The 20661-nt window shown below is 72.3% G+C and carries 18 protein-coding genes; 1 reads left to right on the plus strand and 17 read right to left on the minus strand.

What is annotated here, in order from left to right; genetic code table 11:
- Positions 1–44: 44 nt before the first annotated feature.
- The 15 genes from ACZZY9_RS02680 to ACZZY9_RS02750 all read right to left on the minus strand — a co-directional run bounded on the left by ACZZY9_RS02680 (position 45) and on the right by ACZZY9_RS02750 (position 14384).
- Positions 45–869, minus strand: coding sequence for a hypothetical protein (locus ACZZY9_RS02680; RefSeq protein ID WP_463462879.1), 825 nt, complete (start codon positions 867–869; stop codon positions 45–47).
- Positions 866–1930, minus strand: a complete 1065-nt coding sequence (locus tag ACZZY9_RS02685; protein WP_463462880.1) for a vWA domain-containing protein — start codon at positions 1928–1930, stop codon at positions 866–868. The genes ACZZY9_RS02680 and ACZZY9_RS02685 overlap by 4 nt, the downstream gene beginning before the upstream one ends.
- On the minus strand, positions 1927–2928 hold the full coding sequence (locus ACZZY9_RS02690; RefSeq protein ID WP_463462881.1) for a vWA domain-containing protein: 1002 nt from the start codon (positions 2926–2928) through the stop codon (positions 1927–1929). Before ACZZY9_RS02690 ends, ACZZY9_RS02685 begins: the two co-directional genes overlap by 4 nt.
- Positions 2919–3401: a hypothetical protein gene (locus ACZZY9_RS02695; protein ID WP_463462882.1), complete on the minus strand. Its 483-nt coding sequence runs from the start codon at positions 3399–3401 to the stop codon at positions 2919–2921. Before ACZZY9_RS02695 ends, ACZZY9_RS02690 begins: the two co-directional genes overlap by 10 nt.
- The gene (locus ACZZY9_RS02700) at positions 3388–4275 is read right to left on the minus strand and encodes a DUF58 domain-containing protein (protein WP_463462883.1); all 888 of its coding nucleotides are present in this window, start codon (positions 4273–4275) and stop codon (positions 3388–3390) included. The genes ACZZY9_RS02695 and ACZZY9_RS02700 overlap by 14 nt, the downstream gene beginning before the upstream one ends.
- Positions 4276–4280: 5 nt before the next feature.
- Positions 4281–5312 (minus strand): AAA family ATPase, encoded by a 1032-nt coding sequence (locus tag ACZZY9_RS02705; RefSeq protein ID WP_463462884.1) that lies wholly within the window; start codon positions 5310–5312, stop codon positions 4281–4283.
- Between the two features lie 91 nt (positions 5313–5403).
- On the minus strand, positions 5404–6063 hold the full coding sequence (locus tag ACZZY9_RS02710) for a methionine ABC transporter permease (RefSeq protein ID WP_192058070.1): 660 nt from the start codon (positions 6061–6063) through the stop codon (positions 5404–5406).
- 1 nt (position 6064) lies between these two features.
- Entirely contained in the window at positions 6065–7102 is a 1038-nt protein-coding gene (locus tag ACZZY9_RS02715) for a methionine ABC transporter ATP-binding protein (protein WP_463462885.1), read from the minus strand.
- Positions 7103–7181: 79 nt separating this feature from the next.
- Positions 7182–8105: a MetQ/NlpA family ABC transporter substrate-binding protein gene (locus ACZZY9_RS02720; RefSeq protein ID WP_463462886.1), complete on the minus strand. Its 924-nt coding sequence runs from the start codon at positions 8103–8105 to the stop codon at positions 7182–7184.
- Positions 8106–8335: 230 nt separating this feature from the next.
- Positions 8336–9484, minus strand: a complete 1149-nt coding sequence (ispG, locus tag ACZZY9_RS02725; protein WP_182501110.1) for a flavodoxin-dependent (E)-4-hydroxy-3-methylbut-2-enyl-diphosphate synthase — start codon at positions 9482–9484, stop codon at positions 8336–8338.
- A gap of 41 nt (positions 9485–9525) precedes the next feature.
- The gene (locus ACZZY9_RS02730) at positions 9526–10860 is read right to left on the minus strand and encodes a M50 family metallopeptidase (protein ID WP_463462887.1); all 1335 of its coding nucleotides are present in this window, start codon (positions 10858–10860) and stop codon (positions 9526–9528) included.
- A gap of 102 nt (positions 10861–10962) precedes the next feature.
- Positions 10963–12039, minus strand: coding sequence for a 1-deoxy-D-xylulose-5-phosphate reductoisomerase (locus ACZZY9_RS02735; RefSeq protein WP_463462888.1), 1077 nt, complete (start codon positions 12037–12039; stop codon positions 10963–10965).
- 92 nt (positions 12040–12131) lie between these two features.
- Positions 12132–13145 carry an FKBP-type peptidyl-prolyl cis-trans isomerase gene (locus tag ACZZY9_RS02740; protein WP_463462889.1) on the minus strand — a complete coding sequence of 338 codons (1014 nt, stop codon included), beginning with the start codon at positions 13143–13145 and terminating at the stop codon, positions 12132–12134.
- 31 nt (positions 13146–13176) lie between these two features.
- Positions 13177–13743 (minus strand): FKBP-type peptidyl-prolyl cis-trans isomerase, encoded by a 567-nt coding sequence (locus ACZZY9_RS02745; RefSeq protein ID WP_463462890.1) that lies wholly within the window; start codon positions 13741–13743, stop codon positions 13177–13179.
- A 161-nt stretch (positions 13744–13904) separates the two neighbouring features.
- The gene (locus tag ACZZY9_RS02750; protein ID WP_463462891.1) at positions 13905–14384 is read right to left on the minus strand and encodes an OsmC family protein; all 480 of its coding nucleotides are present in this window, start codon (positions 14382–14384) and stop codon (positions 13905–13907) included.
- Positions 14385–14429: 45 nt separating this feature from the next.
- Here ACZZY9_RS02750 and ACZZY9_RS02755 point away from each other — a divergent pair, with 45 nt between their 5' ends.
- Complete coding sequence (locus ACZZY9_RS02755) at positions 14430–15482, plus strand: asparaginase (RefSeq protein WP_463462892.1); 1053 nt, start codon at positions 14430–14432, stop codon at positions 15480–15482.
- A 992-nt stretch (positions 15483–16474) separates the two neighbouring features.
- On the opposite strand, the gene ACZZY9_RS02760 is transcribed toward ACZZY9_RS02755, so the two are convergent.
- Positions 16475–18253 (minus strand): FHA domain-containing protein, encoded by a 1779-nt coding sequence (locus tag ACZZY9_RS02760; RefSeq protein WP_463462893.1) that lies wholly within the window; start codon positions 18251–18253, stop codon positions 16475–16477.
- Positions 18254–18312: 59 nt separating this feature from the next.
- Positions 18313–20652 (minus strand): transglutaminase TgpA family protein, encoded by a 2340-nt coding sequence (locus tag ACZZY9_RS02765; RefSeq protein WP_463462894.1) that lies wholly within the window; start codon positions 20650–20652, stop codon positions 18313–18315.
- Positions 20653–20661: the final 9 nt, after the last annotated feature.

Consider the following 20661-nt stretch of genomic DNA (forward strand, 5'->3'; position numbering starts at 1 on the left):
CGGTCCAGTTTAGGGGCGCACCCGGAGGCCGCGACGGTCGGGGCTCACCAGGGTCGCCCGTCGTACTCCCCCGGGTTCTGCTCGTAGTACCGCTGACGGTCGTTCTCCTGCTGCTGGTCGCGCTGGCTCTGCTCGCCCTGCTCGCGCAGACGGTCGAGGGGATCGGCGGACCCGTTGCCGCCTCCGTCCCCCTCGTCGGCGTCGCCGCCCTCGGGCTCCCCCTCGTCGCCCTGCTGCGGGTCGCCGCCCTGCTGCTCGCGCTGCGCCTCCTGCTCCTTCTCGCCGAGACGGCCGTCGGCCTCCTCGAGCGGTTCGGACGTGTCGGGCGCGCCCTGCTGCTCGGGGGGCTGGAAGCAGCCCTCGGGAGCCTCGTCGATGGCCCTGGCCCCCTCCAGGAACAGCGCCTCGGCGTCGTCGTACCGGAGTTCGAGCAGCGCCGTGTCGCCCTGCGCCTCGATGGTGAGCACGAGGTCGGTGCGGATGACGCACGAGATGGTCGGGTCGTCGGGTGCCAGCTCGAGTGCGGTGCCGAACTCGCGCCGGGCGACGTCGAGCACCCCGATCTGCGCGTAGCCGGTGCCCCGGTCGAAGTGGTGCACCCAGGGCTCGACGAGGTTCGCGACGCCGAGCGGCTCGCTCAGCGTCGTGCTGCGCTCGTAGGCGCGGTCGTCGTAGGCCCACTGCGTCAGCCCCGCGAAGACGGGCATGCTGAGCAGCTTCACCGCGACGAGCAGCACCACGAGCACCACCGGCAGGGACCAGCCGAGCAGTCGCCGTCGGAGTCTCCGTCGGTAGGCGGTGATCCCGGCGTCGTCGAGAGTCGACAGGCCGCGGTCGTCGACGGGCGGCGGCCCGAGCAGGGCCGTCACGATCCCGACCTCGTCGACGGGACCGGAGCCGAGGAGGCGCGGGTCGGCTCGTCCCGCCGCCCGCCGCGGATCTCGCCGAGCGCGCGCAGCACGAGCGCGATGTCGACGAGCACCAGCAGGAAGAGGGGCACCGCGGCGATCCAGTACAGCTCGGTGACGTTCTCGGCGCGGGCGTCGGTCGAGGTGACCCGCCCGTCGCGCGCGTCGGCGACGGCGGAATCGACCGGGGTGGCGGCGTCACGGTGCACGTACGGGACGCCGAGCTGCGTCGCGATGGCGCCCAGCGCCTCCTCGTCGATGCGGGACACCGCGTCGGGAGACCCGGCCTGCGTGCCGTCGACGATGTACTCGTCGGCCGAGTAGTCGTCGCCGTAGCCGTCGAAGACCTTCATCCGCCCGCCCTCGTCGGTGCCGTAGCCGAAGACCGCTCCGCCGTCGACGTCGCCAGCGGCCTCGTCGAACGACTCGGGTTCGGCGTCGGCGGTCTGCTCGCCGTCGCCCAGGTAGTAGACCACGTTGGCGCGCCCAGGGTCGGTCTCACGTGCCTCGGCCAGACGCTCGGCCAGGAGGTCGTTCGCCTCGCTGATCGAGCTGCCGGTCGAGTAGTAGGTGATCTCGCGGTTCATGACCTCGACGGCCGTCACGACGGCTGCGGCGTCGTCCGTGAGCGGGGTCCGCAGCACGGCGGTGCTGTCGAACGAGATGAGCGAGAACCGGGCGCCGGCCAGCTGCTCGGCGATGTCCGTCACGTCGGCGCGCACGCCGTCGAGTCTCGGCTCGCCCTCGCCCCAGTCTTCGGCGGCGATGCTCGACGTGGTGTCGACGACGAAGAAGACGTTGAGGTCGGCGGACGACGCCTGCGCCGACCCGCCGGGCAGCCCCGGCCGCGCCGCGATCACCACGAGCAGACCGACGACGGCCAGGCGGCGCGCCCAGGCGGCTGCGAGCCGACGACCGCGCCGCTCGGCCACGAGACGCCAGACCGCGAACCCGCCGAGGAGGACCCCGGCGACGGCCAGCAGCCACGTGGGGAGCACGGGGCCGAAGACGATCGAGGTCACAGCCGCACCCGCCAGAGGAGCACCAGGGCGGCCAGCGCCGCCACGAGACCGGCGATCGCGAAGCCGACGGGGTCGTCGGTGACCACGAGGCGCCGGGCGCCGGTGAACAGGCCGGCCTCGCGCGCGTCGATCTGCTCGACGATGCTCGCGACGCTCGTGTCGTCGTCGAGGGCGTAGTAGGCGCCGTCGGTCGCCTCGACGGTCGTCTTCAGCTCGGTCGCGACCTGATCGGCGACGGCGTCGGTCGAGTAGTCGGCCGGGTTGAGGGCGTAGACGCGGACGTCGCGGTCGGCCGCGAGCTCGCCGGCCTCGGGCAGGGTGACGAGCGCCTCGCCGTTGACGTAGTTGTCGGTCGCGAGGATGACCGAACGGGGTCTGGTGCTCTCGCCGTCGTCGTCGAAGCCGAGCACGCACGAGGCCAGACCGTCGCCGATCAGACTGGCCCCCTCGCCGAGGTCGGTGCCCGACCAGTACCGCGTGCCCTCTTCTCCGACGGTGTCGAACGACTGGCGGTAGAGCTCGAGCTGCGTGCGGACGAAGTCGTAGTCGTCGGTCAGCGGGAAGGCCGTCACCGACGAGCTGTCGAACAGCGAGAGTCCGATCCGCTCGCCGTCTAGCCCCTCCGCCAGCCGACCGAAGGTCTCGACGATCTGCGAGTCGACCTCGGTCATCGACCCCGAGACGTCGAGACAGAGCACGATGTCGCGCTTGAACGACGGGGGCTCGACGACGTCGACGCTCGAGACGCGCGACGCGAGCAGCGCCGCGACGCCGCCGAGCCCGACGAGGGCCACCAGGGTCGCGATCAGCACCAGCCGATAGCGGGCGACGAGACGGCGGTAGACGGGGAGGCGCGTGAGGCGTTCGCCGTGCGCCACGGGTGTGCCGAGGCGCCGCAGCCGATCGCGGTCGCCCCGCCGACGGCGGACCACCAGGACGGCCGCGACCGCCACGACGACCAGCAGCACCGGAGGCATCCACCAGAAGATCAGCCCCATGTCCGCACGACCTCTCGGGCGGTCTCGAGGGCCCGGGCGGGGTCTCCCGGGTGCAAGCGCTGGAAGGCCGGTGGGTAGAACTGCTCGACGGCGCCGGTCAGCCGTGGCAGCTCCGTCTCGCGGAGGTCGGCGAGGGTCATGACGTGCGTGTCGACGCCGTCGGTCTCGTGCACGAAGAACCGGAGCAGCAGACTCAACCGCGAATGGACGGCCCGTTCGTCGAGCTGACCGCGGTCGGAGGCCACCGCCACGTCGTCGATCAGCCCGAGGTAGCGGGCTCGCAGCGATGGGAGATCGACCGCGGGTCGACCCCGGAGGGCGAGCCGTGCCTCCGGAGGGAGCCGCCGGGCCGTGAAGCGCACGACGAACACGTACCAGCCGGCGATCAGTGCCAGCAGCAGCACGCCCACGATGGCGTAGAGCAGCCAGCCCTGGTACTGGTACGGGCCGAAGAAGCCGTTATCGTCGAGCACGGCGGTGCTTCTCGATCAGGGTGAACAGGGCCGCGACGACCTCGGCACGGCTGCCGACGCGTTCGCTGCTGATGCCGAGCGCGCGGAGCCCGCGCTCGGTCTCGTCGTGCAGGGTCTCGTCGGCGCGGTCGAACTCGACCCGCAGCTCGCGGTTCTCGCGGAGGTAGGCCGGGAGGCCGGCCATCTCGTGGACGTCGAACACCTCGGACGCACGACCGCCCCGGGTCATCAGGTCGGCGTCGCCGACCGTCAACCAGACGATCTCGTGCTGCGCCCGGAGACGTCGGAGCAGCCGGGAGAGCCGGTCGTCGAGGGCGACGTCGTCGGTGACGACCAGCAGCATCGACCTGCGGCGGATGCCGCGCGCGACCCAGTCGAGCACCCCGACGAGATCACTGCGCGCCGAGTCGAGCGACACGCGCCGGTCGATCTGCCTCAGCAGCATCTCGAGGTGGGCCTCGGTGCCGCCCGACGGGAAGGCGCGGGTGCCCGCCTCGTCGCCAGCGACGAGCGAGACCGTGTCGCCGTGCGAGGCGGCGATGTAGCCGAGGGCACCGGCCGCCATGACGGCGATGTCGCGTTTCGTCTCACCGCCGGCCGCGGTCGCCGCCATGTTGCGCCCGGTGTCGACCACCAGCACGAGATGCTGCCGGCGACTCGCGATGTACCGCTTGACGAGCGGCTCGCCGTGCCGCGCCGTGGCCTTCCAGTCGATGTCCTTCACGTCGTCGCCGGCCACGTAGGCGCGGAGATCGTCGAAGTCGTGGCTGCGACCGTGATGGATCGACGCGTACCCGCCCTCGAGCAGATCGAGCGATCGACGGTGCGCACGGAGGGACATCGTGGTCCGCACCCGGAGCAGCAGGCTGGGCACGGCCGTCAGGGGGTCTGGACGGCGGCGAAGACCGCGTCGATGATCGTCTCGGGCGCGATCTCATCGGCGGCGGCCTCGTAGCCGAGGATGACGCGGTGCCGCAGCACCCCGTGGCGGAGGTGCTTGACGTCTTCGGGGATGACGTAGTCGCGGCCGTGCAGCAGGGCCAGGGCCCTCGCGGCCTGCGTGAACGCGATGCTGCCGCGGGGGCTCGCCCCGAACTCGATGTAGTCGGCGAGGCTGCCCGGCAGGTACTGCTGCGGGTGCCGGGTCACGTAGACGAGCTGGACGATGTAGTTGACGATCGAGGGGTCGACGTAGACCCGCTTCGCCAGCCCCTGCAGGAACACGACGTCGTCGAGGGACACCCCGGATCGCGGCTCGGGTGTCGCCTCGTCGTAGACGCCGGCCTCGATGCGACGGATGATCTCGGCCTCTTCGGCCGGTGACGGGTAGTCGAGCACCTCTTTGAGGAGGAACCGGTCGAGCTGGGCCTCGGGCAGCTGGTACGTGCCCTCCTGCTCGATGGGGTTCTGCGTGGCCAGCACCAGGAACGGATGCGGCAGCCTGTGCACGACGCCGCCGATGCTCGTCTGCCGCTCTTGCATGGCCTCGAGCATGGCGCTCTGGGTCTTGGCGCTCGAGCGGTTGATCTCGTCGAGGAGGACGAAGTTCGCGTGGACGGGCCCCAGGCGCGTGACGAAGGTGGACTGCTGGGCGTCGTAGATCTGCGTGCCCGTGATGTCGCTGGGCAGCAGATCGGGTGTGCACTGGATGCGCGTGAAGCTCGCGGCCACGGACTGCGCCAGGGTCTGCGCGGCGGTCGTCTTGGCGAGACCCGGGACGCTCTCGAGCAGCACGTGCCCGCCCGTGAGCAGGGCGATGAGCAGAGTGTCGCGGAGCGACGTCTGCCCGACGACCTTGCGGGAGAACGCCTTCGAGACGGCCCCCACGACGTCCCGGGCCCGCTCGAGCTCGGCCGGAGCGATCGGACCCCGGGCGGGAGCAGGAGGCGGGGGCGTCGTCGTGTCCGTCACCCGCCCACTGTAAACCAGGCCGCCGACATGCCCGCCGGGTGGATCACCGGTCGCGGATGACCGCGACGGGACGCCTCCGACATCCGCCGGGTCAGCGGCGCAGCGCCTTCCGGGCGAGGGTGTTCCCGAGGAACTGCACCAGCTGCACGAGCACGATGATCAGGAGGACGGCCGCCCAGGTGACCACCGGATCGAACTGGCGGTAGCCGTAGAGCAGGGCGAAGGCTCCGAGCCCGCCGCCGCCGACGTAGCCCGCGACCGCGGACATGTCGACCAGCGCGACGAAGATGAACGTGTAGCCGAGCACCAGCGGCCCGAGCGCCTCGGGCAGGATGATGCTCCGGATGATACGGAACGGTCCGGCTCCGGCGGCCCGGGCGGCCTCGATCACACCGGGCTGCACCGTCAGCAGGTTCTGCTCGACGATGCGGGAGATCGCGAACGACGCCGCGAGCGACAGGGTGAAGATGATCGCCGCGTTGCCGACCCCGCTGCCGACGGCCACCCGGGCCAGCGGCTGCGCGGCGGCCAGGAAGATGATGAACGGGATGGGACGGAAGACGTTGACCACCACGTTGAGCACGCCGAAGACGACCCGGTTCGCGAACAGCGCTCCCCCGCGCGTCAGATAGAGGGCGAGACCCAGCACGAGTCCGCCGATGCCGCCGAAGAGCAGGGTCAGGGCGACGATGTAGACGGTCTCGTAGGCGGCCTGCCAGAGCAGGGGCTGGAGTTCGATCAGGGAGTCCATGTCAGCGTCCTTCCGGGGTCGCGAGCTCGGTCGCGGCCGGTCCGAGGTCGGCGAGGGCGTCGTCGACCGACGAGGGCGACCCCGACAGGGCGAGCGTCAGCGTGCCGAAGGTGCGACCGGCGATCTCGTCGATGCCGCCGTAGACGATCTCGAACGCGACCGAGTGCCGCGCGAGCACGCCGAAGACGTGCCCCTGGTCGACCCCGCCCTCGGAGACCCGCACGGTCACGAGGCGACCGGGGTGCCGGGCGCGCAGCGCCGAGAGCTCGTCTCCGGCGGGGGCGCCCGCCACCACCGTCGACACGAAGCGCCTCGTCGACGTCTCGCGTGGCGACGAGAACACGTCGAAGGTCTCGCCGATCTCGACGACGCGACCCCTGTCCATGACCGCGACCCGATCGGCGATCGACTTGATGACGTCCATCTCATGGGTGATCACGACGATGGTGATGCCGAGCTCGGCGTTGACGCGACGCAGCAGCCCCAGCACCTCCTGGGTGGTCTCGGGGTCGAGGGCGCTGGTCGCCTCGTCGGCGAGCAGGATGCCCGGCGACGTCGCCAGCGCCCGGGCGATGCCGACGCGCTGCTTCTGCCCGCCCGAGAGCTGATCGGGCCGGGCGTGGGCCTTGTCGGCCAGCCCGACGAAGTGGAGTAGATCGCTGATCCGCCGCTGATGCTCGGCCTTCGGAACGCCCGCCGCCTTCAACGGGAACTCGACGTTGCCCCAGACCGTCTTCGACGAGAAGAGGTTGAACTGCTGGAAGATCATGCCGATGCCGGCCCGCTTCACCCGGAGCTGCCGCTCGGACAGACCGGTGATCGGCGACCCGTCGATCTCGATCCGCCCGCTCGTGGTGGGCTCGAGGGCGTTGATCAGCCGCACGAGAGTGCTCTTGCCCGCCCCCGAGTACCCGATGATGCCGAAGATCTCGCCGTCGGCGATCTCGAGGCTGACGCCGTCGACCGCCGTCAGCGGAGCCGCGCCCTTCTCTCGGGGCGGATACGTCTTGACGACGTCGGTCAGGGTGATGGCGGGCATGGGTCTCCTCGTCACGGGGGGAACGGAGCCGACCCGCGGACCGGAACGGCACACGGGTCGGACGGGGTCGAGGGCGGCGTCAGCCGTTCTGCTCGACGAGCTCTCGCGTGTCGTCGAGCGACGACTGGAGGTCGGCGACCGGCACCTTGACGGTCACGGCGGTGCCGCCCGAGTTCTCGACGACGCCGTCGGTGACCGACTGGGTGTCCTGGTAGATCTCGACGAGCTTCTTGTACGTCTCGTCGTCCTTGTCGGCCTCACGGGCGGCGAAGACGTTGACGTAGGGCAGCGCGGCCGGGTCGTTGGGGTCGTCCTGTGCGATGACGTCCTCCGCCGAGAGACCGGCCTTCGTGGCGTACTCGTTGTTGATGATGGCCCCGTCGAAGTCCGGGAGCGACGTCGCGGCCAGGTCGGCGGCGACCGGCGTGACCTGGACGGTCGAGGCCTCGGTGTCGACGTCGTTGATGCCCGAGAAGGCGTCGCCGCCGCCCTTCAGCTCGATCAGACCGTTCGACTGGAGCACGAGCAGCGATCGCGCCAGGTTGCTGGCGTCGTCCGGGACGGCGATGGTGTCGCCCTTCTGGAAGTCGCTGACGTCGGTGTACTGCTCGGAGTACAGCGGCAGCGGGTAGATGGCCGTGGAGCCGATCGGCACGAGGTCCGCGTCGGCCGCGACGTCGTACTGCGCCAGGTACACGATGTGCTGGAACTGGTTGAGGTCGACCTCGCCCTCGGTCAGCGCGGGGTTCGGCTGCTCGTAGCTGCCGAAGTCGACGAGCTCGACGTCGATGCCCTCGTCGGCGGCCGCGTCGACGAACGTCTGCCAGTACGGGTCGCTCTTGCCGACGACGCCGATGCGCACGGTCTCGTCGCCCGATCCGCCCCGCGAGACGGCGAAGCCGATGCCGACGGCGGCCAGCACGAGCACGACGACGACGATGATCGCGATGAGGCGGCCCGGGCCCTTCTTCGGGGCGTCGATCAGGGGGGTGGCGTCGGTCATGGGGATCCTCTCGATGGCACAGGGAAGCCCCGAGGCCGGCTGCTGTGCGGACCATCGAGGCACATCCATGATGACGCACCACGACGGCGCCCGCCCACGCGGGGGTCATACGGCGACACATGCGACGGCGAGCGGTGGCGTCGACGGGCCGGTACGCCGAGGAGGCGCGGTGCAGGTCGACGTGCACCGCGCCTCCTCGGCAGGGGCGCCTGGCACCCCGTGGCTCGCGTCTAGACGGTCAGCACCTGCGGCGACCCGGTCTCGCCCGGGGGCATCTCGGCTGCGAGACGGTTCGCCTCGTCGATCAGGGTCTGGACGATCTCGGACTCAGGGACGGTCTTGATGACCTCGCCCTTGACGAAGATCTGGCCCTTGCCGTTGCCCGAGGCGACGCCGAGGTCGGCCTCGCGGGCCTCGCCCGGGCCGTTCACGACGCAGCCCATGACGGCGACGCGCAGGGGCACGGTCATGCCCTCGAGGCCGTCGGTGACGTCGTTGGCCAGCTTGTAGACGTCGACCTGGGCGCGACCGCAGCTGGGGCAGCTGACGATCTCGAGCTTGCGCTCGCGCAGGTTGAGCGACTGGAGGATCTGCAGACCGACCTTGACCTCTTGCGCGGGCGGGGCGCTGAGGCTGACGCGGATGGTGTCGCCGATGCCCTCGCCCAGCAGGATGCCGAACGCCGTGGCGGACTTGATCGTGCCCTGGAACTCGGGGCCGGCCTCGGTCACGCCGAGGTGCAGCGGCCAGTCGCCGCGCTCGGCGAGCTGACGGTAGGCCTTCACCATGACGATCGGGTCGTTGTGCTTGACCGAGATCTTGAAGTCGTGGAAGTCGTGCTCTTCGAAGAGCGAGGCCTCCCAGACGGCGGACTCGACGAGCGCCTCGGGGGTGGCCTTGCCGTACTTCTGCAGGATGCTCGGCTCGAGCGACCCCGCGTTGACGCCGATCCGAATCGAGACGCCGGCCGCTTTCGCCGCCGCCGCGATCTTGCCGACCTGGTCGTCGAACTTGCGGATGTTGCCGGGGTTCACCCGGACGGCCGCGCACCCGGCGTCGATCGCCTGGTACACGTAGTTCGGCTGGAAGTGGATGTCGGCGATGACCGGGATCTGGCTCTTCTTCGCGATGATCGGAAGGGCCTCGGCGTCGTCGCGACTGGGCACGGCGACACGCACGATGTCGCAGCCGCTCGCCGTGAGCTCGGCGATCTGCTGCAACGTGGCGTTGATGTTGGGCGTCGGCGTGGTGGTCATCGACTGCACGCTGACCGGGGCGTCACCGCCCACGAGGACCTTGCCCACCTTGATCTGCCGCGTCTTGCGGCGCGGGGCGAGGACTTCGGGGACCTTCGGCATTCCGAGATTGACTGCTGGCACGAGCCCAATCGTAAACCTCGGCGCTGGGCGCCGAGTGACCGTCAGCCGAACAGATCGATCGGGTTCACGATGTCCGCGTAGATGAGCAGCACGCTCATGCCCCCGAGGAGGATGACGACGGCGAAGGTCAACGGGATCACCTTGGCCGTGTCGACGGGCCCGGGGTCGGGTCGGCGGAAGAGCTTCGCGAAGCCCCGGCGGACGGCCTCGACGAGAGCGCCGGCGATGTGACCGCCGTCGAGGGGCATCAGCGGGATGAGGTTGAAGACGAAGAGCGCCACGTTCAGACTCGCGAGCAGGTTGACCACGTAGGCGGCCCGGTCGACGATCGGCACCGAGTCGAGGCTGACGATCTCGCCGGCCATCCGCCCCACGCCGACGACGCTGACCGGCCCGTTGGCGTCGCGCTCCCCGCCGCCGAAGGCCGCCTCGGCGACGCCGACGAGTCGCTGCGGCAGGTGGATGATCAGATCGACGACGTGCGTGACGTTGTTCCACACGGCGGGCAGCACGGCGGTCACCGGCTGCCGGGCGGTCTCGGTCGCGAACCCGATGCCGACGAAGCCGACCTCGCGCGTCACCGGGGTGCCGTCGGCGGCCTCCTCGTACTGGCCGGTGCTCTCGTCGACGACGTACCGCTCGGAGAGGGTCGGTGTCACCTGGAGCGTCTGCTCGGATCCGTCGCGGTCGACGACGACGTCGAGGGTCGTGTCGGCCGAGTCGCGGAGCACCGCCGCGACCTGGTCGCCGTCGCTCATGGTCTCGCCGTCGATCGACACGATGCGGTCGCCGTTGCGCAGGCCGGCCGCGAACGCGGGCGCCGGTGTGGCGTCGGCGGGGCACGAGGTCGCCGTCGAGCCCGCGGGGAGGACGCACTCGTTGACGAGACCGACGGTCGTGCTCTCGCGCGCCACCCCGAACCCGCAGAGGACGACGCCGAACAGCACGACCGCGATGAGCAGGTTCATGGTCGGACCGCCGAGCATGATGATGACCCGCTTGTAGACGGGCAGACGGTAGAACGTGCGCTCCTCGTCGCCCTCGTCGATGGTCTCGGCGCTGGCCGTCCGGGCGTCCTGGACGAGCGTCTGGAAGAACCCGGTGCTCGACGCCCGACCGGCCTCGCCGTTCTTCGCCGGCGGGAACATCCCCGACATCGAGATGTAGCCGCCGAGCGGCAGGGCCTTGACGCCGTACTGCGTCTCGCCCCTCGTCCGCGAGAAGAGGGTCGGACCGAAGCCGATCATGTACTGCCCGACCTTGACGCCGAACCGCTTCGCCGGGACGAGGTGACCGACCTCGTGCAGGGCGATCGACACGGCGAGGCCGACGACCATGATCAGGACGCCGACGATGAAGAGCAGAACGGTGAGCACCGGGCAAGGGTAGCCGTGCCGAGCCGGGAAGCGACCACGGGACCGCCCTGGCGATGCTGGGAACCCGCGCCGCGCCTCCTCGGCTCCGCCCCGCCTCCTGGACTAGCCGGCGAGCAGCGCGTCTGCCTCGGCCCGCGCCCAGCGCTCGGCCTCGAGCACGCCCTCGAGGGTGCTGGGGCCCGCGTCGTGCCGGTCGACCACCTCGCGGACGGTGTCGAGGATGCCGAGGTACCCCACCCGCCCCTCGTGGAACGCCAGCACGGCCTGCTCGTTCGCGGCGTTGAAGACCGCCGGGAACGTCGCGCCCGCCCGACCCACCTGCTTCGCGAGATCGACGGCGGGGAACGCCTCGGCGTCGAGGGGTTCGAAGGTCCACGAGGAGGCGGTGGTCCAGTCGAGGGGTCGACCCACCCCGGCGACGCGGTCGGGCCACGCCAGACCGAGCGAGATCGGGAGTCGCATGTCGGGCGGCGACGCCTGCGCGATCGTCGAGCCGTCGACGAACTCGACCATGGAATGCACGATCGACTGCGGGTGCACGGTGACGTCGATGTCGTCGTAGTCGACGTCGAAGAGGAGGTGCGCCTCGATCACCTCGAGACCCTTGTTCACCATCGTCGACGAGTTGGTCGTGACGACCAGACCCATGTCCCAGGTGGGGTGGGCCAGAGCCTCGGCCGGCGTGACGTCCGCGAGCGACGCCCGCGAACGACCCCGGAAGGGCCCGCCCGACGCCGTCAGCACCAGCCGACTGATCTCGGACGACGCACCCGACCGCAGGGCCTGCGCGATCGCCGAGTGCTCGGAGTCGACCGGCACGATCTGGCCCGGTCGAGCGCGCTCGCGGACGAGGTCTCCCCCGACGATCAGGCTCTCCTTGTTCGCGAGGGCGAGCGTCGCCCCCGAGTCGAGCACCGCGAGGGTCGGCGCCAGACCGACGGACCCCGTGATGCCGTTCAGCACGACGTCGGCCTCGACATCGCGGACCAGCGCGACCGACTCGTCGGTGCCGAGGGCGACGTGCTCTACGCCGAAGCGGGCGGCCTGCTCGGCGACGAGGGCCCGGTTGGTGCCCGCCGAGAGACCGACCACGTCGAACAGATGCGGGTTCTTCCCGATCACGTCGAGCGCCTGGACGCCGATCGAACCGGTGGAGCCGAGGATGGTGATGCGTCGCATGAGGCCACCCTAGGCCCGAGGCCCGGGCCCGGCGGATCGGGGCGTCGGGGTGCCGCGGGTCGGGGGCGCCGGCCGGTCGGGGGGGCTGATGCTCAGGCGACGGCGAGGATGTCGATGACGAACACGAGCGTGTCGGTCGGTTCGATGCCGGAGCCCGGTTCGCCCTCCTCGCCGTAGCCGTCGGAGGGCGGCACGATGACGACGACCTGCGACCCCACGGTCTGGCCGATCATCGCCTCGGCGAAGCCCGACACCACCTGGTCGGTGGAGAACGTCGCGACGGTGCCGCGGCCCCAGCTCTCGTCGAAGACCTCGCCCGTCCGCCAGTTGACGCCCTGGTACTGCACGGTGACGTTCGCCGGATCGGGGACGACCTCTCCGTCGCCCTTCTTCAGCACCTCGATGCGGAGGTCGGTCGGCGGGTCGGCGTCTGGGAGAGTCACCGTGGGGCGGCCGTCGTCGGCCAGGGCGACGTCGGGGAAGCCCGGCTCGGCAGGCTGCGCCTCACCCGTCGCACGGGTCGGGACGATCGAGAACGTGTCGACGACGATGATCGCCGCGGGGTTCGGCGCGTCCGTGCCCGGCGAGCCGGGCTGCATGTCGGCCGCCGACGCGACGGTGACCGTGCGGGAGCCGGCCTGGGCGCACGAGAGGGCGCCCTCGATGCCGGGCACGTAGAAGTCGCCGCTGATGGTGAGCTGCTCGCCCGACCCGCCCGTGTAACCCGCCGTGCTCAGCTCGGCGCCCGACTGCGCATCGAAGACGGTGATGGCCACCCGCACCACGTCGCCGACCTCGGTGGTCGGCCCGTCGCCCGGCACCACGACGGTCTGCTGACTCCGTTCGGCCGTCACCGGAGCCGGCAGCTCGATGGTGGGCTTCTCACCGAAAGCACCGCCGACCTCGATCGAGTCGGACTCGGGGCCGGACTCGAGGCAGGTGGTCGGGGCCGCCGACGCCGAGGGCTGGTCGGTCGGCGCGGGCTCTGCGTCCGTCGTGCAACCCGCCAGCAGCAGGGCGACGACGGGCAGCGCCCACGCCGCCGCGCGTCTCGACGTCCGCCGAGGGGACGGGTGGGCCGAGGAGGCGCGGGCGGGGTCGGTCACGACGGGCAGCCGGTCACGGGGTCGCGCGGGGTCAGGAGACGGCGAGGATGTCGATCACGAACACCAGGGTGTCGGTGGCCGTGAAGGCGGCACCCTGGGGGACGTTGTCGCCGTAGCCGTCGGCCGGCGGGATCGACACGATGGTCTGCGAGCCGACGGTCTGACCGACCATGCCCTCCGCGAAGCCGGTGATGACCTGGCCCGTGCCGAACGTCGCGGGCTCGCCGCGCTGCCAGCTCGAGTCGAAGGTCTCGCCGGTCTGCCACACGACGCCCTCGTACTGGACGGTGACAGTGGCGCCGTCCTCGACGACGGGGCCGTCGCCCTTCTTCAGCACCTCGACCTGGAGGTCGGTGGGCGGGTCGGTCTCGGGGACGGTCACGGTGGGCGCGCCGTCGTCGGCGAGCTCGACGGTCGGGAACCCGGGCGTCGGGTCCTGCGGCTCGCCGGTGGCGCGCAGCGGGGCCTCGGAGGTGGCCGACGCGCTGGGCGTCGCCGCGCCGCCGGCGCTGGACTCCTCACCGGCGTCGGTGCCGCCGCAGGCGGCGAGCGCGAACACGAGGACGGGAACGGCGAGGAGGGCGAGGGGACGGCGCATGGGGATCTCTCGGTCTGTGGGCGGGGATCGGGCGGCGCCGGTGACGGCGCCGCGACGACGACCATTGTGCCGCACGCTCCCGACGGGGCGCCTGGGAGCCGTTCGCGGCTGTGGACGGCTGCGGGTGAGCGGCTGGAGCGTGCGCGGCAGGAGCCGCTCGCCTAGGGCTGGGCGGCGACGACGATGCGCGGCTCGTGGTCGACGGGGAACGCGACGGACGAGGCGATGAAGCACTTCCGGGCGGCGTCGGCGTGCAGGGCGAGGGCGCGGTCGGCCATGCCGGCCTCGGCGACCGTGACCACGGGGCGGAGCGTGACCGAGGTGAACCGGCCCCCGCCGTCGGCGGTCTGGGTCATGCGCCCGACGGCGGCGTCCTCGTAGGCCACGACCACGATCCCGTCGGTGGCGGCGACGTGGAGGTAGCTGAGCAGGTGGCACTGCGCGAGCGCGCCGAGCAGCATCTCCTCCGGGTTCCAGCGGTCCGCGTCGCCGTGGAACGTCCGGTCGGCGGACGCGGCGATGTCGTGCAGCTTGCCGTCGGCGCTCAGGGTGTTGTCGCGCCCGTACGACCGGTACGAGACCGTCCCGACGTCCCGGGCTCCCGTCCAGCGCAGGTCGACGGCGTAGTCGTGGTCGAGCATGGGTCCTCCTCGGTCGGTGCCGACGGTCTCGGTACACTCCCCATCATGACCGACCCGCGCCTCCTCGCCCCATCGTCGTCCCCCCGCAGACCCCTCACGGTCGACGGCAGCGTCGAACTGGCCGTCCTGACGCGATCGGGTCTCGACGAGAGTCGTCACCTCGGGGCGGGCATCGTGGTCGACGCCGCGGGATCGGTGCTGAGGGAGGTCGGCGACGTCGGCGCCTCGATCTACCCGCGCTCGTGCCTCAAGCCGCTGCAGGCCGTGACCGTCATGCGGTCCGGCGTGGCCCTCGCCGGCCCCCAGGCCGTCCTCTCCACCGCGAGCCACGCGGGCACGGCCGAGCACCTCGCCGTGGTGGCCGAGCTGCTCGCACGCTCGGGCAGCTCGGAGGACGACCTGCTCTGCCCGCCCGACTGGCCGGGCGACCGCGCGAGCGCACGCCGTGCCGACGGGGCACGACGGATGGCCATGAACTGCTCGGGCAAGCACGCGGCGTTCCTGCTGGCCTGCGCCGAGAACGGCTGGGACCCGACCACGTACACCGATCTGGACCACCCGCTGCAGCGCGCGACACGCGAGACCGTCTCGGAGTTCACCGGCGAGGTCGTCGCCCACGCCGGTGTCGACGGCTGCGGGGCACCCGTGTTCGCGACGACGATCGCCGGGCTCGCCCGTGCCGTGGCGGTCGTGGCCGGCTCGGCGGGTGTCACGACCGGCACCGGGTCGACGCCGTCCGTCGGCGACCCCGACGCGCGCCTCCTGGTCGAGGCCGTGCTCGCCGACGCCTGGGCCCTCGACGGACCGGGCCGGGCGAACACCGTGGCCATCGACGAGCTCGGGCTCTTCGCGAAGCTCGGAGCGGAGGGCGTCCTGGTGATGGGCACCCTCGACGGCATCGGCACGGCCGTGAAGATCCTCGACGGCAACCTGCGGGCCGCGACGATGGTGGCGCTGCATCTGCTCGTCGGCCAGGGCGCCGTCGATGCGGCCGCCGCCGAGTCCGTCGTGGAGGCGACGAGGGAGCGCGTGCTCGGCGCCGGCCGCGACGTCGGTAGCATCCGGCTCGCCGACGCGCTCGTCGGCGGACGGGCCTGAGGGTCAGCACGACCCCCTCCCGACCACCCGTCGATCGGGTCGCGGATCGACACGAGGTCGAGATCGACGGCCACCCGGCAGGGCCGGCCGTCGCGCCTGACGACCTCCGCCCTGGCGTCGGCCCCGATCACGACGAGGACCTCGACCCGTCCGACGTCGGCGCTCGTCCGACCATGGCGCACCACGAGCGAGGCCGCGCCCAGCCGGTGGGCCTGCAGCAGATACCCCTGGGCCGCCGCCCGCGCCAGGACGACGGGCCCGACGACCCCGACGGAGCCGCGCGCCTCGACGCAGAGCGGACCGTCGGCCAGGGTGGACGCCTCGTCGACGAGTCGTCGGATGTCGGCCAGGGCCGCCGGGTCGTCGGTGGACCCGACGCGTCGACCCGGGACTCGCGGTTCGGGTGTCGTCGTCGTCCGCAGGGAGCTCTCGACGGCGCCCCGACCCAGGACGACGAACGGCGTCGCCCCGGAGGCGCGGGTCGGCCCGGCACCGGAGGTCGCGTCGATCACGTCACGACCGGCCCGAGCCACGGCGGCGCTGCCGGGGAACCTCTGATGCAGTTCGGCCAGCTCGAGCTTGTGCAGCTCGCGGATCGTCCGCTCGGCGGATGCGATCTCCTCGTCGAAGCGTCGCCGCCCGTGTCGGAGCCGAGCCGGGGCGCCGATGAGTTCGACGGCCGACCAGACGCCGACGACCGCGGCGACGACGGCGACGGCCGATGCGGCGACCGCGGTCATGGGCACCGAGCCGCTCACGCCGACGATGATCGAGGCGACGATCGCGACGACCGCCGCGAGCACCGGCGGGCGCCTGGCCCGGGGCCGCGGTGGCACGGCGGGGAGCACGATCGTCCGTCGAGGAGGCGGGGGTTCGGCGAGGCTCACACCTCACGAGACCATGCGGCCCCGCTCCCGCGAGCGCTGCCGGAGAGCGCTTGTGGAGAACCGCGGGGTCGGCGCCGCCGGGGAGGGGTCGGCGCCGGATAGGGGTCAGCCGACGACGAAGAACTGCTCGCCGATGTCGACGCGACTCCCCCGGCTCACCCGCACCCGGGTGCCGGGCTCCAGCCTGCGGGCGGGTTCTCCGCGCGGCCGGACGATGGTGCCGTTGCCCGACCAGCGGTCGCTGAGCCAGAGGTGCCCGTCGTCCTGACCGAATTCGAGGTGCGTCTTCGAGACCGACCGGCCCGGATCGACGATGCGCACGAGCTGATCGAAGGACTCACCGGGCTGCGGGGTGGGAGCCCGCCCGACGAGCCCCGAACCGTCGACGGTGAAGCTCTCGCCCGTGCTGAACTGCAGCACGAAGGGTGATCCGGTCGGTCCGCGACGGACGAGACGGGTCTCGTCGACGTCCTCGTCGTCGGCCGCTGTCGGCGCGGCGGGCCGCCGAGGGCCCCAGGCGGGTTCGGGCACCGGCGGCAGATGCTGCGTCGACGGACGCTCGTGGTCCGTCTCCGACTCCGACTGCTGCGGCTCCGGCTCGAACCGCTGCTCCGGCTCCGACCGCTGCTCCGCCTGGTCGACCCGGGACGGGCCGTCGACCAGGGCGGACCGCATCTCAGGGGAGACGACGATCTCGGCGGGTCGTTCGCCGCCGTCGAGCGGGCTCCGTCGCGAGAGCGGGACGATCGGCCCCGTGAACGACAACGCGACGGAGGCCACCACGGCGCCGCAGATGCCGCAGAAGATGTCGTCCTCGTGGATCTCGGCACCGCATTCCGTGCAGCGCTCCGCGGCGGGAGCGGCGCCCGGCTCCACGAGAGGGACGGGGGCGGCGCCGGAGTCCCCCGCGCTGAGGGTGGAATCGGCGATCGGCTCGACACGGACGGTGTCCCCCGGCCCGGGGACGACGTCGTCCGGCGACGGGCGGTCGTCGGCGGGATGCGCACCGGCGGAACCGAGGCCGGGGGCGCTGGTGTCGGGCGAGCCGGCGTCGACGGACTGGTCGTCAGCCGGATCGGCGGTGGCCGCGGCCGGGGCGGCATCGGCCGCATCGGCGGCATCGGCGGGGGTCGTGTCGGTCGGATCGGCCTCGGGCGAGGCGTCGTCGGACGCGACGTCCGCGACGTCGCCCGTCGTTCCGCCCCTGCCCGCATCGGCGGATCCGGGGTCGGACGCCGGCGCGGCTCCCCCGCTCTCCGTCGCCTCGATCTCCGGCGCGTCGGAAGGGTCGCTCGTGCCGGAGTCCGCGCCGGCCGACTCCTCGGGCGACGAGGCCACGGCGCCACCGGTGCCTCCTCCGTCGACGACCGGGGCGTCCGTCTGAGGCGGCACCGGGGTCAACGACGCCGTCCAGAGCGGCGCCGTCTGCGGACGCGAGGCGTCGTCGCCACGAGGCGACGGCTCGCGAAGAGGCGCCGGCCGGGGCGTCACGGGAGCGACACCGCCGCCGATGGCGCTCGGACCGCCTGCGGGTCGCGACTCCTTCGACGGTCTCGAGGCGGCGTCCTCCTCCGCGGCCGCTGCAGCAGTCGCCGCCGCATGCTCCGCTTCACGGTCGGCGGAAGCCGCTGGAGAGCCGTCGCGCCAGACCGGCACCGGCTCGGACGGCGACGGAGCGAGATCGTCGGAGACCGATGGGGTCTCGTCGAGAGCATCCGCCGTCGTGTCGTGGAGCCACCACGGACGATCCGTGGCGGCCCGCCGCGCGGGCGACTGCAGCCGCCAGGCCGGAGGGCGGGAGTCCGCCGGGTCGGCGACAGGAGGCCCGGCGGGACCCGAGGTGTCGACACCGGAGAGCGTACGGCCGCACTCGCCGCAGATCATCGCGCCGACGGGCAACGGACTGGCACAGGTGGGGCACTGCATGCGGAAGAGACCTCTAGCTAGCGTTCGGGACGTTTCCGGCCATGGTATCCGCGGAGTGAACGAGACGAGACCGCGGCCACCACCCGCCGCCATCTCGTCGCCCGGGCGTCGAAGGCCCTCCTCATCTCGGTGACGGCGGCCCAGACGCGATCGGCGTCCTCCGTCACCGGTTCGGCCGGAGCGAAGGTCGCACGGTCGGCGACCCGTGCGAGCACGGTCGGACGCGTGCCCCCGACGATCTCGGCCGCCTCGCTCCGGGTGGCCGAGGCGGGGATCTCGACTCCGTGATCGAGAGCCGCGTCGTGGAACTCACGCCACCCGCCGGCGATCCGGACCGCGGGGTCCGGATGACGACGACGACGACGACGCCGACGCGCCTTGGCCGCGACGATCGCGAGGAACGGCGAGGCGAGCAGCCCCAGGACGAGAGCGACGACCCCGACGATCCGGACCACCAGCCGGACGATCGCCAGCCATGCCGGTGGCGCCTCCGGCGTCTCCTGGTCGGATTGCGGCGGTGCCTGCTCGTCGCGGAGCTGCGGTTCGCGGAGGGGCGGCTGCACCACCGACTCCGGGCGCTGCAGTCGGTTCGGATCGAGGACCCGCTCGTCGGGGATCGGGCGATCGAGGGGGACGGGATCGAGCGCGACCCAGCCGTATTCCCGCGTGTCGACCTCGATCCACGCGGTGACATCGGCTCCTGTCACGGACACCGGGCCATCGGTCGCCTCGCCGACGTCGGGCGCGAATCCCATCACGACGCGCGCGGGGAACCCCAGCTCCCCGGCCATCAGAGCGGCCGCGGCCGAGTACTGCTCGGCGTCGCCGATCATGACGGGGTCGGTGAAGAGCTCCGCCAGCCGCTCCGAGCCGTGGCCCGAACGGCTCGGCGGCTCGTCGTCGGAGACGCCGTGCGAGATGTACCCGCCGTCACGGAGTGCCGACAGGGCGGCCTGAAGCCGAGCACCCGGACCATCGACGCCTCGGACGTCGGTGGCGAGCGCATCGGTCAGCTCGTCCGGCACGGCGACGGGCTCCGGAACGCTCGCCGAGCCGGGCGTCAGGTCGGCCAGCCGGTCGACGTCCGGCCCCGTCGGCAGCACCGCGTCGAGGCGGTAGGTGTCTCCGGCGTCGAGTCCGCCGTCGACGACGGCCGCCCCGCTGACGTCGTTGTAGAAGAGTCCGGTCGGCCGCGTCACGGCGTCGTCGCCGCCGAACTCGATCGATTCGAGACGACCGACGGTCGGCAGCCAGACCCCCCGGTACGAGCCGACCTCGACGGAGAGCTCGACTCGCCGGCCTTCGACACCAGACTGGTCCACCGTCGACGGGATCCGATCGAACGACCCGGACTCGCTCGACACCTCGGAGCTGCCGACCGTGTACGCGACGCCGTCGTAGGTGTCGAGCGTGGCGAGACGGAGCAGCTGCCCGGCACCGAGGCCGCGGACGGTCAGGAGGGTCTGGTCGACGGCCGGCTGCTGCTCGTAGACCCGCAGCCGGGTCAGGGGGCTGACGAGACTCCGCGGATCGAAGGGCGGGTCGACGACCGTCCGGGCGACCGTCCGGGGCGACGAGGGCGGCGCGGCGACGACGACCGCCGAGGCGACCACGCCGGCGACGAGCAGCGTGACGACCGAGCCGGCGACGGCGCGCGCCGCGACGGTCCGGTGACCCGACGCGTGGACCGCCTCCGCGCCTCCTGCGAGCGCTGCCAGAGCGACCCGGCGTCTGTGGAGGCGCCACCACAGGGACCACGCCACGCACGAGGCCAGGAGGGCGAGCCCGGTGCCGAGGGGAAGCCAGGCGTCTCGCGGTCCGAGCACGATGCCGACCAGATAGACGACGACGGGGGCGACGACGGCGAGCTCGCCCCGCCGCGACCGGAGGGCGACGCTCAGCCCGATGACGGTCGCGAGCAGGACGAGCACGAAGGCGGGGACGAGGAGGGCCTCGTAGCTCCCGACCGGCAGGCCGATCGTCACGAGCCGCTTCCACCCCAGGGCCGTGCCGCCGACGAGGTCGACGAGACCGGTCGCCGTGGGGACGACGCCCCAGACCGTCCGGGACGGCACGGCCAGCGGCACCCCGAGCAGCAGGTAGACGACGACCGTCGCGATCAGGACGAGGAGGCTCGACGCGCGCAGCACGGCCCCGCCGACCGCGACGGCTGTTCCGACCGCGATGGTGACCATGACCAGCACGACGAATGCGGAGCTCTGGTACACCGGCCACAGGGTGGACGTCGCGACGAGCATCGACAGGGTGTGGAGCCCGGCGACGGCGGCGGCGAAGGAGGCGCGGGGCCGTCGTCGCGCCGCACCCGCCCGTCGTCCGGACGCCGGTCCGCGGCTCACCGGGTCGAC

This window comes from Frigoribacterium sp. AC394 (assembly GCF_979258095.1).